21 protein-coding genes are annotated in these 19086 nt (G+C 67.2%); 8 read left to right on the plus strand and 13 right to left on the minus strand.

Going from position 1 to position 19086, the window contains the following annotated elements; all coding sequences use genetic code 11:
* Positions 1–42 precede the first annotated feature (42 nt).
* The gene (locus ACIRRA_RS23125) at positions 43–363 is read left to right on the plus strand and encodes an EthD family reductase (protein WP_402771523.1); all 321 of its coding nucleotides are present in this window, start codon (positions 43–45) and stop codon (positions 361–363) included.
* A gap of 493 nt (positions 364–856) precedes the next feature.
* On the opposite strand, the gene ACIRRA_RS23130 is transcribed toward ACIRRA_RS23125, so the two are convergent.
* From ACIRRA_RS23130 to ACIRRA_RS23165, 8 genes are all read right to left on the minus strand, one after another.
* Positions 857–1054, minus strand: coding sequence for a hypothetical protein (locus ACIRRA_RS23130; RefSeq protein WP_402771525.1), 198 nt, complete (start codon positions 1052–1054; stop codon positions 857–859).
* The gene (locus ACIRRA_RS23135; RefSeq protein ID WP_402771528.1) at positions 1051–2475 is read right to left on the minus strand and encodes an amidase; all 1425 of its coding nucleotides are present in this window, start codon (positions 2473–2475) and stop codon (positions 1051–1053) included. Before ACIRRA_RS23135 ends, ACIRRA_RS23130 begins: the two co-directional genes overlap by 4 nt.
* Positions 2472–3326 carry a GntR family transcriptional regulator gene (locus ACIRRA_RS23140; protein WP_402771531.1) on the minus strand — a complete coding sequence of 285 codons (855 nt, stop codon included), beginning with the start codon at positions 3324–3326 and terminating at the stop codon, positions 2472–2474. Before ACIRRA_RS23140 ends, ACIRRA_RS23135 begins: the two co-directional genes overlap by 4 nt.
* A gap of 465 nt (positions 3327–3791) precedes the next feature.
* Positions 3792–4001 carry a cold shock domain-containing protein gene (locus ACIRRA_RS23145; protein ID WP_356995811.1) on the minus strand — a complete coding sequence of 70 codons (210 nt, stop codon included), beginning with the start codon at positions 3999–4001 and terminating at the stop codon, positions 3792–3794.
* 389 nt (positions 4002–4390) lie between these two features.
* Positions 4391–4822 carry an I66 family serine proteinase inhibitor gene (locus ACIRRA_RS23150; RefSeq protein ID WP_402771534.1) on the minus strand — a complete coding sequence of 144 codons (432 nt, stop codon included), beginning with the start codon at positions 4820–4822 and terminating at the stop codon, positions 4391–4393.
* Positions 4823–4862: 40 nt separating this feature from the next.
* Positions 4863–5132 carry a hypothetical protein gene (locus tag ACIRRA_RS23155; protein WP_402771536.1) on the minus strand — a complete coding sequence of 90 codons (270 nt, stop codon included), beginning with the start codon at positions 5130–5132 and terminating at the stop codon, positions 4863–4865.
* Between the two features lie 114 nt (positions 5133–5246).
* Positions 5247–5642: a phage tail protein gene (locus ACIRRA_RS23160; protein WP_402771539.1), complete on the minus strand. Its 396-nt coding sequence runs from the start codon at positions 5640–5642 to the stop codon at positions 5247–5249.
* Between the two features lie 262 nt (positions 5643–5904).
* A complete protein-coding gene (locus ACIRRA_RS23165) occupies positions 5905–6102 on the minus strand; it encodes a hypothetical protein (protein WP_402771542.1) in 198 nt (65 codons plus the stop codon).
* Between the two features lie 680 nt (positions 6103–6782).
* Here ACIRRA_RS23165 and ACIRRA_RS23170 point away from each other — a divergent pair.
* Positions 6783–7118 (plus strand): hypothetical protein, encoded by a 336-nt coding sequence (locus ACIRRA_RS23170; protein WP_402771545.1) that lies wholly within the window; start codon positions 6783–6785, stop codon positions 7116–7118.
* Positions 7119–7138: 20 nt separating this feature from the next.
* On the plus strand, positions 7139–8107 hold the full coding sequence (locus tag ACIRRA_RS23175; RefSeq protein ID WP_402771547.1) for an alpha/beta fold hydrolase: 969 nt from the start codon (positions 7139–7141) through the stop codon (positions 8105–8107).
* A 130-nt stretch (positions 8108–8237) separates the two neighbouring features.
* Here ACIRRA_RS23175 and ACIRRA_RS23180 read toward each other — a convergent pair whose 3' ends face one another.
* From ACIRRA_RS23180 to ACIRRA_RS23195, 4 genes are all read right to left on the minus strand, one after another.
* Positions 8238–8966, minus strand: coding sequence for an SDR family oxidoreductase (locus ACIRRA_RS23180; protein ID WP_402771550.1), 729 nt, complete (start codon positions 8964–8966; stop codon positions 8238–8240).
* A 94-nt stretch (positions 8967–9060) separates the two neighbouring features.
* Positions 9061–9927: an ABC transporter substrate-binding protein gene (locus tag ACIRRA_RS23185; RefSeq protein WP_402771553.1), complete on the minus strand. Its 867-nt coding sequence runs from the start codon at positions 9925–9927 to the stop codon at positions 9061–9063.
* A 16-nt stretch (positions 9928–9943) separates the two neighbouring features.
* Positions 9944–10924, minus strand: coding sequence for an SDR family NAD(P)-dependent oxidoreductase (locus tag ACIRRA_RS23190; protein WP_402771556.1), 981 nt, complete (start codon positions 10922–10924; stop codon positions 9944–9946).
* Positions 10925–11177: 253 nt separating this feature from the next.
* On the minus strand, positions 11178–11360 hold the full coding sequence (locus tag ACIRRA_RS23195) for a hypothetical protein (protein ID WP_402771558.1): 183 nt from the start codon (positions 11358–11360) through the stop codon (positions 11178–11180).
* A 20-nt stretch (positions 11361–11380) separates the two neighbouring features.
* On the opposite strand from ACIRRA_RS23195, the gene ACIRRA_RS23200 reads away from it, so the two are divergent.
* The 4 genes from ACIRRA_RS23200 (at position 11381) to ACIRRA_RS23215 (ending at position 14682) form a co-directional block, all read left to right on the plus strand.
* Positions 11381–12106: a TetR/AcrR family transcriptional regulator gene (locus ACIRRA_RS23200; protein WP_402771560.1), complete on the plus strand. Its 726-nt coding sequence runs from the start codon at positions 11381–11383 to the stop codon at positions 12104–12106.
* 366 nt (positions 12107–12472) lie between these two features.
* Positions 12473–12970 (plus strand): nucleoside deaminase, encoded by a 498-nt coding sequence (locus tag ACIRRA_RS23205; protein ID WP_402771563.1) that lies wholly within the window; start codon positions 12473–12475, stop codon positions 12968–12970.
* A 306-nt stretch (positions 12971–13276) separates the two neighbouring features.
* Entirely contained in the window at positions 13277–13963 is a 687-nt protein-coding gene (locus tag ACIRRA_RS23210; RefSeq protein ID WP_402771566.1) for a GNAT family N-acetyltransferase, read from the plus strand.
* 194 nt (positions 13964–14157) lie between these two features.
* Positions 14158–14682, plus strand: coding sequence for a hypothetical protein (locus tag ACIRRA_RS23215; protein WP_402771569.1), 525 nt, complete (start codon positions 14158–14160; stop codon positions 14680–14682).
* Positions 14683–14687: 5 nt separating this feature from the next.
* On the opposite strand, the gene ACIRRA_RS23220 is transcribed toward ACIRRA_RS23215, so the two are convergent.
* Positions 14688–15164 carry a hypothetical protein gene (locus ACIRRA_RS23220; protein ID WP_402771572.1) on the minus strand — a complete coding sequence of 159 codons (477 nt, stop codon included), beginning with the start codon at positions 15162–15164 and terminating at the stop codon, positions 14688–14690.
* A gap of 148 nt (positions 15165–15312) precedes the next feature.
* On the opposite strand from ACIRRA_RS23220, the gene ACIRRA_RS23225 reads away from it, so the two are divergent.
* Complete coding sequence (locus ACIRRA_RS23225) at positions 15313–19083, plus strand: BTAD domain-containing putative transcriptional regulator (protein WP_402771575.1); 3771 nt, start codon at positions 15313–15315, stop codon at positions 19081–19083.
* The last annotated feature ends 3 nt before the right edge of the window (positions 19084–19086 follow it).

The raw sequence follows: 19086 nt of genomic DNA on the forward strand, positions 1-19086 counted from the left end.
GCTCGCTGGTATCAAACCGGAGATTCAACCGAGAGGTCAGCCATGACGGAGCAAGGCAATCCCACCAGGATCAGCTTTGTCTATTCCAACCCCACAGATCCGGACGCCTTCGAGGCGGCTTATCCCGAGCAGCTCACGCTGGCGCGCAAGCTCCCCGGCCTGACTCGGCTGCAGACGTCGAAGGTCTGGCCCAAGGAAGACGGCAGCCCGACCCCGGCGTATCGAATGCTGGACCTGTACTTCGCCGACTACACGGCAGCCAGCGCCGCCGCCGCAGAGGCGGGTCCCCTTGTCGCCGCTACGGTCGAGCACGCCACCGGAGGCGTAGTGATTGCCTTCGCGGAAGTCCTCGAGGACGCCTAGCCTCGGCCGATCACGGCAATTGAGGCCTGCTTGTTCCTGATCGAGGGAAAGGTGTTCCGGCCTGGCGCTGGCCACTCCGCTTGTGACCAGCGGTTATTCCGCTTCGGAACTTGACGCGGCCAGGAGACGGTGACCCCCGGGAGCGGGCCAAGAGGTCGGAAATGGTTGCGCAGCAGTGATATTCATTGATCGCCTCACCCATTTCGAACCCAGGCGAAGTGATCTCTGGCTCACCGCTGCTGGTCGATGTCAAGAGGGTCGAATTCCGAAGCGGACCAGCGTCTGCGAAGAAGTCGGGCAGCACGTGTATCGCTGCGGTAGAGACTCTGCTGAGCCCCCATTCGGCGATCCGGACGGGGGTTCGGTCGTTTCGCTGGCACTGGCGATGGACGGTTCTGTCAGCGCGGTCAGCGGCATGGCTAACTCCAACCAACCGTAGCCACGAGGCCGGACCGCCTCGAGTCGCCGTAACCGTCCACCGTTGTGGGACGCGCTACTCCCCGATACCGGTACGGCTTGGCCGATCGACGACGAGCTGAGTCGGGGGGTTTTCGATCACGAAGTAGTACGCCGGGTCGGCGTATCGGGCGCCGGGGACCTTGTGGAGAGTTTCAGCGAGATCGGAGACGAAGCGGGCGAGGGCCTGGACTGCCTCGGTTTCCTCCGGGGCTTCGGACCACGTTGTCATCATTGGCCTTTCCTGAGGGCGGTGGGGATGGTGAGGTGATGGGTGGTGCGGCGTTGGTAGGCGTCCCCGGCGCGGAGGACGAGGGATTCGTCGAAGTGCTTGCCGGTGATGGACATCGAGAGCGGCGTGTTTGTGCTGGACAGACCGATCGGGAGGGCGAGGGTCGGGTACCCGAGCGGGTTCCAATACGGAGTGTGCAGCGAGGCGAGCACGTTCAACGGCTGGAGTTGGTCGATGGTGTCCAGGCGCGGAGCGCCGAGGTGGCCGGTGGGGGTGACGATCAGGTCCACGCGGTCCAGCAGGTCGGCTACCTGATGCTGAGCTATTCGCCGGACTCGTTGCGCCTGAACGTAATCCGCGGCGGTGACGGCTCCGCCGGCGGCGAGGATGATGCGGGTGCCGCGGCCGTAGTCGGTCCACCGCTCCAGCAGATCGCTGCGGTGGTAGGCGTGCGCCTCGGCCAGCATGACCACGATGTCGATGGCGACCACTTCGGGATACATCGGGATCTCGACCGGAACGATGGTCGCGCCCGCCTCGCGGAGCTCATCGAGGGCGGCCGTGAACCGTGCCGGCTGCTCGCGATCGATGCCTGCCGCTGCGTAGCGGTCGAGATTGTCCACGCCGACGGTGATGCCGTGCAGATCGCCGGTCAGCGCTGCCGGATAGTCCTGAATCGGCGCCCGGGCGCTGAAGGGGTCCGAGGGGTCGTAGCCCGCCAGGACGGAGAGCAGCAGGGCGCAGTCGGCGGCGGTGCGGGCCATCGGCCCGACGTGGTCCAGGGTGTAGCCCAGTGGCACGACACCGGATTTCGGGACACGGCCGAATGTCGGCTTCAGACCGGTGATTCCATTGAACGCAGCGGGGATCCGGATGCTGCCGGCGGTGTCGGTGCCCACCGCGCCCAGGAACATTCCCGCCGCGACGCCGCTGCCGGAGCCCGAGCTCGAGCCACCCGCCCAGCAGTCCAGGTCCCAGGGGGTGCGCGGGACCGGAAATGGCTTGTCCGGGTCCGGGATTCCGATCGCGAACTCCATGGTTGTGGTCTTACCCATGACGATGCCACCGGCGGCCTCCACACGGTGGACGGCGACAGCGTGCCCGACGGAATCCGCCCAGGCGGGATCGAGGACGAGGCTCTGGGCGGTGGTCGGGCCGTCCGGATGGGCCAGAATGTCCTTGATTCCCAACGGGATTCCATCCAGCGGTGATAGCGGTGCGCCCGCCGCGATCTTGGCGTCGACGCGTTCGGCTTGTTCTCGGGCGCGGTCGTCGAATCGGGTGAGGAACACACCGACCTCACCGTCGCGGAGGTCGGCATTGGCGATGGCCTGTTCGACCAATTCCGCGGCGCTGATCTCACCGTTCCGCAAGGCCGCAACCGCGCCGGTGAGGGTTTGCATGGTTGGCGCGACAGTGCTCACTTCGGCTCCTGGAAACGTCCGCCGGTCAGGGTTCCGGTCACATCGATGCGCACGACCCGGTCGATGCGCAATTGGAAGTCGCTGCACCAGGTTCCGAGTGCATAGTCGACGATCTCGCCGTCACGGTTGCGAATCGACTGCTCCAGCAACATGACGGGCTCTCCCGGCATCACATGCAGCAGCGTGGCCGTGTAGTCATCGGCGCGCGCGGCCTGCACGCCGATGTCGAAGGCGTCGATATCGACGCCGCCGTGATGCAGCAGCGAATAGAAGTCATCGACGAACGCGACCCGGTCGACACGGGCCGCCTCGGGTGAGCGCAGGTAATTGGTGAAGATCGCCAGCGGGCGATCATCCAGCAGGAGCAGGTATTCGATGCACAGGCAGTCGTCGCCGGGGTCCACTCCGGTGAGCCGATCGCTGATCACCTCCGGCGCCGGAATCCACGCCCAATGCAGCAGCCTCGGCGCGATCCGGCCGAGCGCCAGATGCTCCTCGAGGGAACATCCCGCGGGTGGAAGTGCGCCGGTCACAATGTATTCCGACCGGATCGGCAGCGTGCCCATCCCCCGGCGGCGCTCGATCAATCCGGCCCGCCGCAGCAGGTCCAGCGCCTCGCGGACCACGTCGCGCGACGCGTGGTATTCGGCCATGAGCTCGGATTCGGCCGGCAGCCTGCCGCTGCCGAAGGCCCCCGCGCGCAGGGCGGCGCGCAGGGCATCGTGGAGGCGGCGGGCCAGCAGCTGCGATGCCGAGGGCAGCACCTCCCGCAACTGGTCGCGAAACCTCGCCCGCCCATCGCGGAAATCGTCCTGCCCGGCCCGGAGGGGTGGATGTGTTCTGAACTGCATGACCGCAGTGTGCGTCGGGGCCGGTGTTACGCGACGACGAATTCGGTTAACATCCAGTTACGCGATCAGTGCAGCATTGTCCAGGCTCGTGACCTGCTCTTTCGCGCACCGGCATGACAGGTTTCGCGGCTCGCGCAGACATGGGCGGTCGTCGGACCTTCTGCCGAAGGACATTTCGCGGGTGCTCACCCGCCGATTCCCGAAGCCGGCAGGCTGTATTGCGTGTATAGCGGCGAACTGAACTGAGGTTTCCCCAAATCTCGGTGCCCTTGTCGAATTCCGAGGCGGATTAGCGTCTGCGAAGAAATAGGGCGCCGTTGCTTCGCTGCTGGTAGAGACTCTGCTGCGGCCCCCATCCGGTGTCCGGGTGGGGGCGCAGTCGTTTCGTCGGCGCGGTATACGGCAGGGCAGTGCGTCCGACGCAACGGTGAATGAGCGCACGGGCCAAGATCAAGGGAGAGAGAGTTATTCGACGACCCGAACATGCTCGGCCCGCACCGTGTCGTCAGTTTCCAGTGAGGGCACGTACGTGACCCGCATGCCCTCGGTGACGAACGTAAGGTCATCGATGGCTTCCCGGCTGATACGGACCTCGCTTCCATCGTCGCCATTGATGTACCCGTAGCCCCGGGCTTGGTTGAACCACCTGACCACTCCGCTGACGCGGTCGCTCATTGCCGGCTCCCTCCATACCGATCTGGACAGCTGAACATCTCCTGCGGGTCGAACGCCTGACGATGCGCGAACAGTGTTGTGCGACTCTGCATTACGCCTGACGTAAATGACCGGAAGTCGACGGGTGGCGAGCAGGAACGGATCGAGGTGATCTCGAGCCGCTGCTCTTCGGCCGAGTCGCGTGGCCGCTTCGAACCGCGCGGGTCGCGGCATGTGAGTGCCTTGGCTACCTGTGGTCGGCCCGAGGGCGAGCATTGGACTGGCGGCAGATCGTTTCGGCGCAACCGTCCAGGCCCAGAACCCGAGAAGGGTCCCGAGGAGCGGCATGGTCGAGCCGAGTCACGGAAGCGTCGATCTGTGCGTTCAGCCAGGGGCGCGACGGCGATTGCCTAATCGATCGCTGATTTCAGTCGCCACAGCTGAGAGGACAGGATCTGCGGCGGCATAGATTTGGTAGACACGAGGGGCTTCAACGAGATCTCGGAGGTACTGGGATCGAGGTCCGATAAAGTCCAAACGCGGGAGGGATCGGAGCTCGATGCGATGGTGTAGGCATTCTGGGAGTCCTGGTATTGGATCCGCCAGTCCTGGTCCTGGTCCGCAAAAATGGTGGCGACGAGGTTTCCGTCGAGGATGCCGGTGTATGGGTAACCGCCAATGGCGAGGCTGAACACCTTGTCGTCGACTTTCCTGACGGCCCAAGAGGTTACCGGGCCTCCCAGGTAGACGCGCTGCCATGCCGTGCGAATGAGGTTGATACTGACCGTTCGCTGGCCATTCGCCATGCTGCTGATCTCGAACATCCCCGAGCTCATTGTCATGATGCGTCCTATCCTCGGATGATTACGACCTATGTTCGTGTCACTGGGGAACGCCTAGACGGATCAAGCATAGGATGCGAGCGGCAACCTTGGCGCAGATCAGCGAAAGCGAACCAAGGCGACAGTTCGGACACCTCTGCCGACGCTGGATCTCCGGCGAGTGCATAACATCATCGGCATGAGCCCCGGTGTGGCACAGCAGTTCTGGGACTTCCTCGACTTCGACCTGCCGGCCGAGGCCGACCGTGTAAACGCCAGGGTCGTCGAACGCCGCCGGGGCGGCCGAAGCGAGGGGCGCGGTATCGGTCATGCGCCCAATCATGGGGACATCTGCCGACAGCCGGAGGTCAGCCAATTCTTTGAGCTGCCCTCCGGGCTGCGGTGCAAAGGTCGGAGGAACGTGGGGGTGTCTCTCGGCTGCAGGCTAGAGCTGCTCGATTTTCATCATTTCGCAGGAGAGAGTGACGGTCTCATTCGCTGACCCAGCGCTGCCGGCCGAGAGCGAGGGAATGTTCCACGAGCGGGTCCAAGCGTCTATCAGAATGATCGCCCGGACGGGCTTCCCATGGTTGTCCAGCTCGGTGATCGTGATGTCCGTTCTCGAGCCGTGGGGGTCCTTCAGCGACTGCCGGATCCAGCGGTCGAAAACCTCGCTCTTGTCCGAGCCCCGGGTGATGGTCACCTCACGCTGCTCGGCCTCCGGCTGTTGGTCATCGTGTCCATCGCCGAGACCTGACACCACGCCGGGCGCCTGTTCCGCAAAGAATCTGTCCAGATCGATGCGGAACATGCCCGTGCTGATCTTGTCCTGGGTTCGCATATCGACCTCCTGAATTCGTAACCGGTGGGTTTCTCCCTCGTGAGGCAATGCCATTCGAGAGTACGGTGTGGGCAGGGCCGCCGGAGTGGGAAGTCGCGGTCTTCTTGATCAATGGCCGCCCGCCGTTTGCACCATGCAGCGACCTCACGCCACCGGCCCCCACACAAGAGCACGGGTGTTCGGAAAACGACCAGGCTGCGCGAGCGGACAGGCGCTTGGGCGAGGTGTCCACGCTGGGGTTCCGGACTGGCAGAGACCGGTATCAGGTAGTTGGCACGGTGGCCGTGGGCTCTGCGAGCCGGTGCCGGCCACCGGTCGAGGGCGCCACCGCGGCCGGGTGCACGACTGTGGGCGTGTCCAGCAGAAGGTGCAGACGGGCGATGAAGACGTCGATGCTGCCGTAGCGCGCGAGGACCTGCGCGAGCAGCTCGTGCACGGTCGATCCCATCAGATCGGTCATTTCACCCCATTAAGGTTCACCGACCGGTCGGGCCGGTTCTGTCTGGCATTCTGCACGACAATCTCGATCGCGTAGCTAATTCCGAGATATCGGTGACCTTCCGTGCCTGGGCACTCTCGATTCGTGCCACCAGCGCGGTATTCGTGCCGTTCGGCACAGGATCTCGGTACGGTGCGATGCGGGTGAGCTGATGGTGGAGCGTGGCGGGGATCCGGGTGCGGTTATCGCGCCGCATTCTCACTTCGGATCATCCGGCCGGGGTCATAGTGGACGGCTCCGGAATCGGTGCCCCGCTTCGCCGACTCCGAGCGGCGCATCGTGCTCGGCGGCCGGGTGGATCGGCCCGCAGACTCTTTCGATCCACTCGGCCTGCGCAGCAGTTGGACCGTCACGGTGGAAATGGTCGTTTGCTATGAGCGGGTACGGGCCGCCCTCGCCCGTGTGGTCGGACTGCTCCGCGGTCCTGTAATCGGCCGAGGCGAAATGCTGGAGTGCGGCGTTGTGCGCTTGCCGAGGGCGTAATCGAGCGACCTCGCGGCAGCCACTGAGCCGACAGGGTCGCCCCGCCCGGGAGCCTGACGCCTTCTGCGCGTTGTCGGGCGCGATCTGTCCTATGCCGCGCCGAGGCGTTTCCGCAATGCTCGAGTGACCCGATTCGACAATGGAAAGGCGTCTGTCACATGGCAGTTCTCGGCATCATCGATGTTCACGGTTTCACCACCGAGCAGTACGACGCTGTCGTCGACCACATGGGCGTCGAAGGCCATGCCCTCGGCAGCATTTACCTGCACCTGGCCGCACAGACGGCCGACGGCCTGCGGATCGTCGAAATCTGGGACGACAAGGACGAATTCGAGAAGTTCATCGACACCACGCTGTTCCCGGCCATGGCAGCGCTGAACCCGGATCAAACCCACACCGTCACCGTGCTGCCCCTGCACAACGTCTTCACCCCCCGCCTCACCGAACTCCCCGGCCTGAGCCGCCACGCTCAGCCTGGGCAATCCATTGCCTGACAAGAGGTTTCACTAATCACATGCGTTTCATCACTTTCGGCAAGCGAGTAGCCCCGCTCGCTGCCCTGCTGGCCGCGGCCACGCTGCTCGCGGCATCCTGCTCGTCTTCACACGACGCTGCATCGGCGAAACCCTCTGCGTTTCCCGGGTTCCAGGACGGCACCGTCGACAGCAATGGTGTCGCGGTCCATTACGTGAAGGGCGGGCAGGGACCCGCGATCGTGCTGTTGCACGGCTGGCCGGAGGATCTGCAGGCCTTCCGGAAGGTCGCGCCGGATCTGGCCAAGGACCACACCGTGGTCGCCATCGATCTGCCGGGCTTCGGCGACTCCGGCTTCGCCAAGTCCGATGACGGGTACCAGGCCCTGGCCGTCGCCTCCGATGTACACGCGGTCACGCAGAATCTGAACCTGGGCCGCTTCGACCTCATCGGTCATGACTGGGGTGGTGCGATCGGCCTGGCGTATGCCGCCGAATTCCGTTCGGACCTGGCACATCTGGTGGTTCTCGAGGCGCCGCCGACATCCGACTACCTGGATCTGGTGCAGGCCAAGCCCCGCACCTTCTGGTGGGATTGGTTCGCCGAGGGGCCCAAGGACGACCTCGCCGAGCAACTGATCGACGGCAAGGAATCGGTTTTCTACGGCTTGTTCTACAAGGAAGCCGGCGGTGCCATCGATCAGGCCGAGAACGACGCCCTCGTCACGGCCTTCAGCAAGCCGGGCCGCACGCACGCCGGGCTGGAGTACTTCCGCCAGCAGGACACCGGTGAGAAGGCTGTCGACACGCTGATCGCCAAGGACGGCAAGATCACTGTTCCGGTGCTGGGTATCGGCGGCGAGCACAGCATGGCCGCCGGCGTCGGGACCATGACCGTGCGGGTGGCCGAACATGTCACCACCGATGTCGTGCCAGGGGCCAATCACTGGGTGCTGGAAGAGAATCCCGACTACATCCTCGGCAGCGTGCGGAAATTCCTCGCCAGCTGATCGATCGGCTCGAGAAACGGGCCGGAAGTCCCGTTCGGGCAACTGTGCCGGCAATGGCCCGACTCCGCAGCAGCGAGTCCCACACCCAGGCGCGTTGCCGAGGGGGAGTTGCTGTTCGTCGCGCAATCGATCAGGAGAGCCAGTCGGAGTAATGGGTGGGGGCGAGATGGGCGTCTCTATCGGTGAGGACGTCGCCTTTGACGAGGGCGAACATGCCGGCGGTGGGATCGGTGACGACGGTTCGGCTGTCGCCTTTGCGGGCCAATGTAATTCGGCCCAGTTCATCGAGGGGGAAGATCTCGGGTCCGGCGATATTGCGGGCGCCGTTCAAAGGGGCGCCTGTCGCGACTTCTGCCACCGCGGCGGCGACGTCCTTCGCGGCGATCGGCTGGATCGGCGTCGTGGGCAATCGGACGGTGTCACCGTCGGTGGTCCACGACAGCACGGCGTCGATGAACTCCATGAACTGTGTGGCCCGGACGATGGAGTAGGGGATCGGCCCGGCCACCAGGATGTTCTCCTGCAGCACTTTTGCGCGGTAGTAGTCCAGGTCCGGCACTTGGTCCGCGCCGATGATCGACAGGATGACGAAATGGCCAACGCCCTGGCTGCGGGCAGCGGTCAGGAGGTTGTCCATGGAGGTCTGGAAGAACGCCGGAGAGGCGTCGTCGAAGGTCGGAGAATTGGTCAAGTTGACGACGACGTCGGCACCGGCCAGGGCTTCGTTCAATCCATTGCCGCTGATGACATCGACACCGGTGGAATGCGAGTGCGGTATCGCCCGGTGTCCGGCGGCATTCAGATCCTCGACGACCTGCGATCCGATCAGTCCCGTGCCGCCGATGACTGCGAGTTCCATGAGGTGTCCTTCCGGATGGGGTATCGACCTGCCCGCTTTCGTGAAACCTGTTGTGGTTGCGCCGAATACGTCTCAGCGCCGCCGCTTCCGGCTGCTAGGTGGTGCGGTAGAACTCGACCGCGGTGACGGTGGCGGGCACCCCGAGTTCGGTGGCTACCGCAGTGATCGCGCTATCGCCGACGGTGAGGTCGGCGCGGCCGTCGGTGGTGAAATGCGGTGCGATGAAAGTCTTGTAGTGGGCTCGGACTTCGTCCGCGGTGTGCCGGCCGAGGAAGGTTCGCAGATAGCGCACCGTGGTATCGGCGTCGTCGTGGATCACCTGTAGCGCACGCCGGTGGGCTCGTACGACGGCCTGGACAGCGGGGGCGTCAGGGCTGAGGTAGGTGGGATCGACGGCTACGCCGACGGTGGGGATCTGGAAGAGGTCGCCGACCCAGGCCACTACCTGCCAGCGTTCCGCTGCGGCGACCGCTTCGGGCGCCATGGTGCTGCCGACGACGGCGGCGTCGATCGTGCCGTCGTGCAGCATGCGCAGGTCCATCCCGTAGTCGCCGGGCGGGCGGACGATCGGGTTGATGTCGTGGTCCGGGTCCAGGCCGGCCCGACGTAACGCGATCCTCGCGAAGCATCCGGGCGCGGTGTGGGGCGCGTGTACAGCGACCCGTTTGCCGCACAGGCCGGCCGGCGAGGTCATGCCGAAGCGGGCCAGGAACCAGAACAGTGGCCGCTGGGTGTTGACAGTCAGCGCGACCCAGGGAATTCCGTTGGCCAACCGGGACAGCAGGGCCCGGCCGAGCCCGATGGTCGCGCACCGGCGCAGTCGTTCCTCATCCCAGGCGCAGCCGTCGCGCAGGGCAACGTGGACGCCCTCGTCGGCGTAAAAGTCCTGCTGGTCGGCGATATAGGCAACCAGTTCCTCGTGAAATCCCCGTCCGACGTAGGCGAGATCGATCGTGTGCATGAGCGTTCTTCCCTCGTCAGTACATGGCCATGCCGCCGTTCACCGCGGCTGTGGTGCCGGTCATGAAGGCGTTGTCTTCGCTCGCGTAGAACGCGACCGCCTGGGCGACGTCCCCGGTCAGGGCCAGGCGGCCCAGCGGTGTCGCGGCCACCTGCCGCCGCTTGTTCTCGTCGTCGAGGACACCCGCGATGCGGGTGTCCTCGACCGGGCCGGGCTCCACGACATTGACCGTGATGGCCCACGGCCCGAGCTCCTGGGCGAGGTAACGAGCGAACTGCGCGAGCGCGGCTTTGGCGGTGCCCAGCGCGATCATGCCCTCTCGGGGCCGGCGGCTGAGGCCGGTGCCGATATAGATGATGCGCCCCCAGCGCTGTGCGGTCATGGTCGGCAGGACGGCCTTGGTGACGGTGAACGCAGCACGCATTTCGTCATCGAGCTTGCCGCCCAGTTCTTTCCACGTCATGTCCTGGAACGATTTGATCGCATACGGGGTAAGCGCGTTGTGCACGAGCACGTCGACGCCACCCCACCGCGCCTGGACCTGTTCGATCAAATTCTCGACCGCGGCGGTCTCCCGGACATCGGCCTGCACGGCCAGCGCGTGGCCGCCTGCCTCCCCGATCCCGGCCACGACCTCCTCGGCCGCTGCCTCGCTGTGCAGGTAATTGACCACCACGTGCATTCCTCGCGCCGCCAGCAGACGCGCGGTGGCCGCGCCGATTCCGCTGCTCGCCCCTGTCACCAATGCCACGCGCCCGGTGCCAGTAATCATGCCGCGACTCCTTTGATCCGCGTGGCGGTCGCTGTGACCGCTACGGCTGGTCCGATCGTCGATGCCGGAGTGTGTGGAGCGGATCGCTCCGTAGAGCACGATGTCGACCGTGGCCCGCGGCAAATCGGCGGCGATACGGTCGTAGTTCGGGCGGCGCCGGAAGCAGTGCTCGCCGGTGCCCTCTCGGAACAGCTCGTCGAGCCGCCGGTAGATCGCCGCGTCCATGCGCTGTTCGATCCGGCTTCGGAATGCCGCTCGGCTTGGATCCGAATCCGCCCGCTGTGCATCCGTTGCCGCTGAAGGGGTTGTGCGACAGTGATTTCGGAGACGGGCGAGATATCAGGGGTGTTGGAAGCGAACGGCATTCACGGCCGCCGCCCGATATCAGTGGGGTCGAGTTCCGGTTCAACCTTTGAGCCGGCCGGGTGCGAGCGACCCACCGCGCGGGCGCGGTGGGGCCGTGGCGTCGCTCTGCGGGTCAGATGCAGATGGTGAAGATGAAAAAGCCCACCGGGACACCGAAGCAGAACGCGACCGAGCCGAAGGTGTCGGTGACCGGCGCAGGTGTGGGCGGGGCGGCTGATGCGGCAGGAGCGGCCAGCCCGGCGAGCGACAGGGTGATGCCGGTCGCGGCGATAATCGAAGCAATCTTGGTTTTCATTTCTGCGTTCCGTTCCTTGGATGGGCGATGACGGTCTGACCCCCGACCCGGAACAACTGTCTAATCGATCTTCCGCCGATGATCTCCCGGCGACAACCCCCCGCCTTACACTGCTAAACGCCAGTTCGGCTTGTGTTTGCGGAGGTTCGGTGACGGGTGGTGAGGTTCGGCGCCGGCCGGGCGGCAGGTCCGCCCGGGTGCGCGAGGCCGTGCTCGAGGCGGCATTGAATGTGTTGGCGGACAAAGGGGTTGGCGAGTTCGCGGTATCGGATGTGGTCGCGTCGTCGGGGGTGCACGAGACGACGATCTATCGGCGTTGGGGCAGTCGGGACGAGCTGATCATCGACACCCTGCTGAGCTGCGGCGAACAGCCGATACCGGTGCCCGATACCGGGGCGATCCGGACCGACCTCTACGAACTGCTCGACGCCTTCGCGGCCTACCTCGGCACACCGCACGGCCGGGCGCTCAATCAGGCGCTGTCGTTCGGCGGTGGCGAACCGCGGTGGGCGCGCGTGCGGGAGGCGTGCTGGACCACGCGGCTGGAACTGACCCGGCCGATCGTCGAGCGCGGCGTCGACCGCGGCGAGCTGCCCGCCGGGACCGACCCGCGGTTGCTGCTCGAAACCTTGATCGCGCCACTGCAATTCCGCACGCTGGTCACCCGGGAACCGATCGACCCGCAGCTGTGCGTCCGCCTCGTCGACCTGCTGCTCGACGGTGCGATCTCCGGTCCGCGGCCGTGATCACCGCATCGACGACGTTCCGGCCGAACCGGGGCCGCCGCGATCATCCGGCGAATCCCCGCAGCCTGAGCCGGGTCTCGAATTTCGCGAGCACCGCGCGGGTGCGGCGCGACTCTCACGCCGGCACCCGGTCGCGGACACCCTTTCGCCGCCGATGACGACCTGGATCTCGAGGGGATCCGCCATGCACCGCTGTTCCTCCGCGCTCGTCGTGCCGCCTCCCTGAAGCTAGTTGAACTGGCGTTAAGCACCCGGGTGCCTGCTAAAAGCAAGAGACACCCGCGTTTGTGGCCGCCGCTCGTCGCCCGGTGACCTTCGAACCCCTCCGGTGGCGGCGCCGAAGTGGCTGTGTGGCAAGGTGTTCGGGTGGTCGAATCGCTCAGCGAGCGGGATATGGAAAATCTGCTGACGGCTGTCGGCATTGCGCGGCGGTCGCGTGAGCACGGCAATCATCCATTCGGGGCGGTGCTGGCCGAGCCCGGGGGAAGGGTGTTGCTGGAGGCGGAGAACACGGTGATCACCGCGCGCGACGCGACAGGACATGCGGAAACGAATCTGGTGCGGCTGGCGAGCGCTGGCTATGACGCCGAGTTTCTGCGTGACTGCACGCTTTACACCAGTACCGAACCCTGCGCGATGTGCGCGGGGGCGATCTACTGGGGAAATATCGGGCGGGTGGTTTATGCACTCGGTGAGGACCAGCTCTTGGCCCTGACCGGTGCGGATCCCGAGAACCCGACCATGGCGCTGCCCTGCCGTGCGGTATTCGCCGCCGGTCAGCGCGCGCTGCCGGTCATCGGTCCGATCGAGCTTGCGGAGGCAAGGGCGGTGCACGACGGTTTCTGGCGGGGAAGACCGGCGTAGTAATACCTTCCAGCGCATAGGTATTCGCATTTCTGGCAGCCCGAAAGGGGGTCGCCGGCAGGTAGCGGATGGCCGTGCCGGCAAACGCTGTAAGACACCTGCGAAATAACCCGCGCGACGCGCGGTAGAGCGCATGAAATTTACATGCCGCCTGCGGCGCGGTGCGCTGGTGTTCCGCTATCGTTCATCCCACTATCCGATGCTGCTACTGGCGCGCCAGGGCTGGTTCGTCGATTCCGGAGTGTGTGGCCGGGGCGGCCATTGCCTGACGCGAGCCCCCGACCCCTTCTGAAAGATCGAGGGAACGTGCCCGTACCCGTAACTCTGACCGGCCGTCTGGTACGGCTGGAACCCCTTGCGCCGCAGCATGCCTCGGGGCTCGCGGAGGCTGCTGCGGGGAACCGTGACGATTACGCTTTCACGCCTGTCCCACACGGTGTGGACGAGGCGCTGGAATACGTCGCTCAGGCCCTTTCCGGGCATGCCTCGGGCACCTCGCTGGCCTTCGCCATCATCGCCGTCGCCGGTGGGCGGGTGCTGGGCTCGACCCGGTTCACCCGTTTCGACTACTGGCAGGGCCCGGTGGTGTGGCCGCTGGTGCACGGCCTGCCCAGCGGAGATCCCCTGCTCGCGGTGCCCGACGCCGCCGAGATCGGCAATAGCTGGCTGTCCCCGCAGGCGCGCGGTGCGGGCATCAATCTGGAGTCCAAGCTGCTGTTGCTGCAGCACGCCTTCGAGGTGTGGCGGGTGCGGCGGATCGCCATGCGCGCGGATGTCCGAAATCTCCGGTCCCGCTTGGCGATCGAGCGTCTCGGCGCCACCAGCGACGGGGTGCGGCGCGCGCACTCGCGCGGGCTGGACGGCGAGGTGCGCAGCACCGCCTTCTACTCCATTCTGGACGAGGAGTGGCCGACTGTCCGGGCCACCATCGAGGGCCAGCTGGCGGCGTTGCCGGCCGGGCAGGGCACGCGCAGCCGTCTGGTGGGCGCGTAACCGGGCCGCTCAGCGACCGGGTGGCCGATCGGATCGACCGTAAGACCGGTCGGTCCGATTTGTGTCCGGCGACTATAATTCCGGGTGTTGCACCGGTCGGGCGTCGAGGAGAGATCTGTCCGAGTCTGGTAACTCGACGAGCCGGCACGATTCGGATGACGAAGCCAGCAACCCCTCCCGTTAAGGAGTGGCGCATGACCGACCCCATGCGCACCAAGGTCTGCCTCTGCGACAGTCTGTCCGGATCCCCGGTGCTCAGCCTCTTCCTCGTCCCCGAACCCCGCGTGCCCGGTGCCAGCGTGCTGCACCTGCTGGAGCAGACACCGTTGTCCGAGAGGTCGATTCCGCGCCCCAACCCACATCTCATCGAGTGGCTGCAGGAGCACGGCTCGCCCGCCATCCGCGCCCGCTTCCTCGCCTTCGCGGCCGGGCAGCACGACCCGCACAGTGTGCACGCGGTGCTGCACGATCACTTCATCGTCGACCCCGGCCCCATCGGCCTGGACATGGACGATCCGGACGAGATGACCCGGCTCGCACTGCTCCCCGAGCACTGGCTCGGCCCGCGGCGCATCGACGACTTCCACGACCAGGCCGTGCGCAACACCATGCTCGCGGTCTATCGGCACTTCGGCGTGGACCGGCGCATACCGCTGATGTATCACGGCTATGCCGAACCGGAGGACGGCTGGTTCGAGGTTCCCGCCGCCGAGGCCTGACCGGGCTAGTCGAACGGCACGATCGTCAGCAGCCACCACGGCCGCTGCGGCGACTGGAACTCGAAGGTCTGCACGTACATCCGGCGTTCCCGGCGGGACAGTGGATCGTTCATCAGCACCGTGCGCTCGCGCGGCTCCGGGGGGACGACGTGGCTGTGCCACAAGCGATCCCAGTCGGGTGAGCGGCGCGCCAGGTTGACGATCTCCTCGACCCGATCCGGCCGCAGCTCGGGGGCGGCGGACCGGAAGGCCGACACCATGACCTGTGCCTCCGCCTCCCAGTCGCCCAGCCGGTAGCGGGCCATGGGTTCCAGCAGGATCGCCGTCATCAGGTTCGCGCCCGGGCCGGTGCCCGGAAACAGGTTCCGGAAGGCTTCGTTCGCGGCCACCACGTCGTAGCCGCCGTCGTGCAGGCAGGCCGGATGCGGAAGGCTGTGCAGGACCGCGAGATCGGCGTCCGGCGGCGGGGAGGGGTCGAACACCCTAGGCAGTGTGCGGGACAACTCTTCGGAGCGTCTTCGTATCGAGTTAAGCCCCGTCACAAGACTGGGTACTGTCGCAGAATTTCTGTCATATTGAGAGGATCCTGTTTGGTTTTATTCGAAGTGGGTACGGGGGTCGCACAGCGACATGGCGCTCATACGCATCGGGGTGCTGGGCCCACTGCACATCAGCATCGACGGTCAGCGCGTGCCTCCGGGCGCGCCCATGCAGTGCGCGGTGCTGGGACGACTGGTCGCCGCAGGTGGCCGGGTGGTGCCCACGGAACGGCTCATCGACGACCTCTGGCACGGTGACCCGCCCGCCAAAGCCGTTGCAGCGCTGCAGGTGTACATCCACAACCTGCGCCGGGTCTTCGAGCCGGACCGGCCGCGGCGGGCGCACTCACGCGTCATCGTGTCCGAATCACACGGCTACGCGCTCAATCTCGAGCCGTCCCAAGTGGACTCCTGGCACTTCGAACAACTGCTGCACGGGCACGAGGCCGCCATGCGTGACCCCGCCGGGCGACCCGACCCGCTGGAACAGGTGCGGGTGCTGGACGCCGCCCTGGCGTGCTGGCACGGCGGCGCCTTCGAATCCTTCCCCGGAATGCCGTGGGCGGCACAGGAGACCGCCCGCCTACAGGCCCTGCGGCTGACCGCCGCTGAACTGCGCGCCCAGGCGGCGCTGGAACTGAACCGGCCCGCCGAGGTGGTGCTGGCGCTGCGGCCCATCCTGGAAGAGCATCCCGGACGCGAGGAATGCGCGCGGCTGCTGGCCGTCGCCCAGTACCGACTGGGACAGTCGCTGGACGCACTCGCGACGGTGCGCCGCAGCCGTGAATTCCTGACCCTGGAATTCGGGGTGGATCCCGGTCCGGGACTGCGGGATCTGGAGACCGCCATCCTCACCCACTCGGTGGACAACGAGACGGTCACCCCGCCCGCACCCGCGCGGCCCGCCGAACCCGAACCGCTGCTCGATCCGGAACCCTTGCCGGACACCGGATATGCCGCACAGCGCGCCGCCATGCTGGCCGCCGCCGACGCCGCGTCCGCCGGGCACGTGCGGCTGGTCTGGCTCTCCGGTGAGGCCGGAGCCGGAAAGACCACCCTCGCCACCGCCCTCGCCACACACCTGGGCGACCGCGGCTGGACCACCGTGTTCGGCCGCTGCCCCGAGGTCGAGTCCGCACCGCCCGCCTGGGCCTGGGCCGAGGTGCTCACCGGCCTCGACGCCGCCGACCCCGAAACCTTCACCGCCGCCGACGCTTTCACCCTGGCCCGCCGCGTGGTCCGCTCCTGCCGCGAACGCTCGGCCGGAACGCCGATCGCCATCGTGCTCGAGGACGTGCACGGCGCCGACACCGCCACCCTGCAGGTGCTGCGGCAGGTGGTGAACTGGCTGCGGGACCGCCCGATCCTCATCGTCGCCACCCTGCGCGGCACCGAGGCGGGCCCGGGCGTCCGCGACACCGCCGCCGCCCTGGCGCTGTTCACCGCCGACCGCCTCGAACTCGACGGCCTCGATATGGCGGGCACCCGCCGCGCCGCGGCCGCGGCCGGGCTCGCCGCCCCCGACGACCGCACCGTCGAACTGCTACGCCGGCGCACCGGCGGCAACCCACTGTTCGTGCGCGAACTCGCCAAACTCGTTGCCACCCAGGGCACCACCGACGGCCTGCCCGACAGCGTGCGCGACCTGCTGGGCCGGCGCGTCGGCCAGCTCCCGGCCGACGTCGTGGACCTGCTGCGCCACCTCTCGGTCTGGGGCGAGGACAGCGACATCACCACCCTCGCCGCGTCCGCCGACCGCCCCGCCGACACCGTCATCGACCTGATCGCCACCGCCGAATCCGCGCGCCTGCTGCGCACCGACCGGGCCGGTCGCGTCACCTTCGATCACGCCCTGGTCCGCGAAACCGTCTATTACGACCTCCCCACCCTGCGCCGTACCCGAATGCACTGGGCCGCTTTCGAATACCTGCGCAGCGACCCGGAACCAGGTCCGACAGCGCCGGGCTCGACCCGCGCGGAGGCCGCGCCCGGCGGCCAGGACGACCGACGATCCGACCCCGGAACCGGGACGGAAGACCTTCCGGGCACGGGGAATCGGGTGCTCAGCGCGCTGTGGGGAGCCGATCATCTGGTCGCGGCGCTCCTGGGGTCGCCGCGGCCCAGGGCCACGCGTCGCACCGACCGGACGCTCGCGGCCCTCCGCGGGGCAGACGAGGTGGCCACGGACTCATCGACCGGGCAGCCGGAACCGGACGCCGCGGGGATCGCCGATCCCGGCGCGGTCGTCCCCGCCGGCCCCGACCGAATCACCGAGTTCGCCTATGCCGGAACGAGTTCCGCGCACGATACGGTCTACGTACCGCGCGGGCGGGACATCGATGCGCTGGCGCATCACGCGGCGCTGGGGGCGGATGCCGAAACCGCCACGGTGGCCCTGCCATACGTCCGCGCGGCGGCGCGGCGGTGTGTGGAGCGGCGGATGCGAGCCGATGCCGTGCGGCGGTGGCGATCGGTGCTCGCGCTGCACGATCTCGCCGGGCACGCCGCCGCGGGATCCGCACGCGCGGATCGGCTCGCGGTGCTCGAGGCACGATGCGAGCTGGTGGTGGCGCTCGCCTACGACGGGCAGCACATCGCCGCGCGGGCGGCGCGCGAGCAAGCGCTCGATCTGGCCGAATCACTCGGCGGCACAGCGTCATCGCCGGGCGGGACGGAGCTGCTCGCGCACGCCGCCACCTGCTGGCCGACACCGCTCATCTGGTCGGTGCACGACTGGCACACCCCGGACCCGCGCATCCGCGAACCGCTGCGCCTGGCCTGCGCCGATCCCGGGCTGCCGGTGCGCACGCGAATTCTGTTGCACGTCACCGCCGTGTTCGATCGCGCCATCGAGGAACCCTCGGCGGCCCGCATCCTGGCCGGCGCGGCCATGGCCCTGGCCGAACCGCTCGATGACCCCGACCTGCTGTGTACGGTCCTCAACGCGCAGGCGTTCGCCGCCTTCGCGGCGGGTGGCTTCCTGCGCGCCCACGACCTCCAACGGTATGCGACCCGGCTGCTCGAGGTGTCCTCCGCGGCCGAACTCACCGAATTCCGCGCGCTCGCACACTATCTGCTGTTCCGCGCCTCCCTGGCCGACGCCGATCTGGTGGCCGCCGCCGAACACGCCGGGCGGGCCGGCGAATACGCCACCGACGGACAGCTGCGGCACCTGCTGGACGCCATCGCACCCTTCGGCATGGTGCTGGAACTGTTGCGCGGCAATACCGATGAGGTGCTGCGCCTGCTCGGCGAGGGCTCCGGCGAACTGGACGACCTGGTGGCGCACTCCGGCGAGGGCGCGGCCGAGCCGACCCGCGACGCCAATGCGCTGCACGTCGGCATCGCCGTCTCCATCGGCTGGCTGCGCAATGACATGTCCGTCTACCTGAACGATCTGCGCGAGCGCACCGCCCTCAAACCGGAGCTGTTCATCCACGGTTACGCGCTGGCCCTGGCGCATTCGGGCCGCCCGGAGGAGGCCCGTCGGGTACTGGCCGCCGCACCCTCACCGGCCCCGCAGTTCTGGTCCACCTTCACCGGAGTGAAGGCCCGCCTCGTCATCGCCCTCGAGGATCCGGCCATGGCGCTGGGTGTCTACCAGCAGCTGCTGCCGTACTCGGGCACCGTCTGCGGTCTGGAGACCGGCGCTTCGGTGCTCGGGCCCATGGACTACATCCTCGCCGAGCTGGCCACCTACCTCGGCGACCCCGAGCGGGCCGCCGGTCACCGCGCCGACGCCGAGGAACTGGAGGCCAGACTGCAATCCGAGCTGGCGGAACTCGCACCCCAGGGTGTCGGGCTCATGCAGGCGGGCCGCCTCGGTCCGACGGGCCGCGGCCGGCTGGTCCACCGACCCTGAGGG

The organism is Nocardia sp. NPDC101769 (genome assembly GCF_044766925.1).
Classification (GTDB): Bacteria; Actinomycetota; Actinomycetes; order Mycobacteriales; family Mycobacteriaceae; genus Nocardia.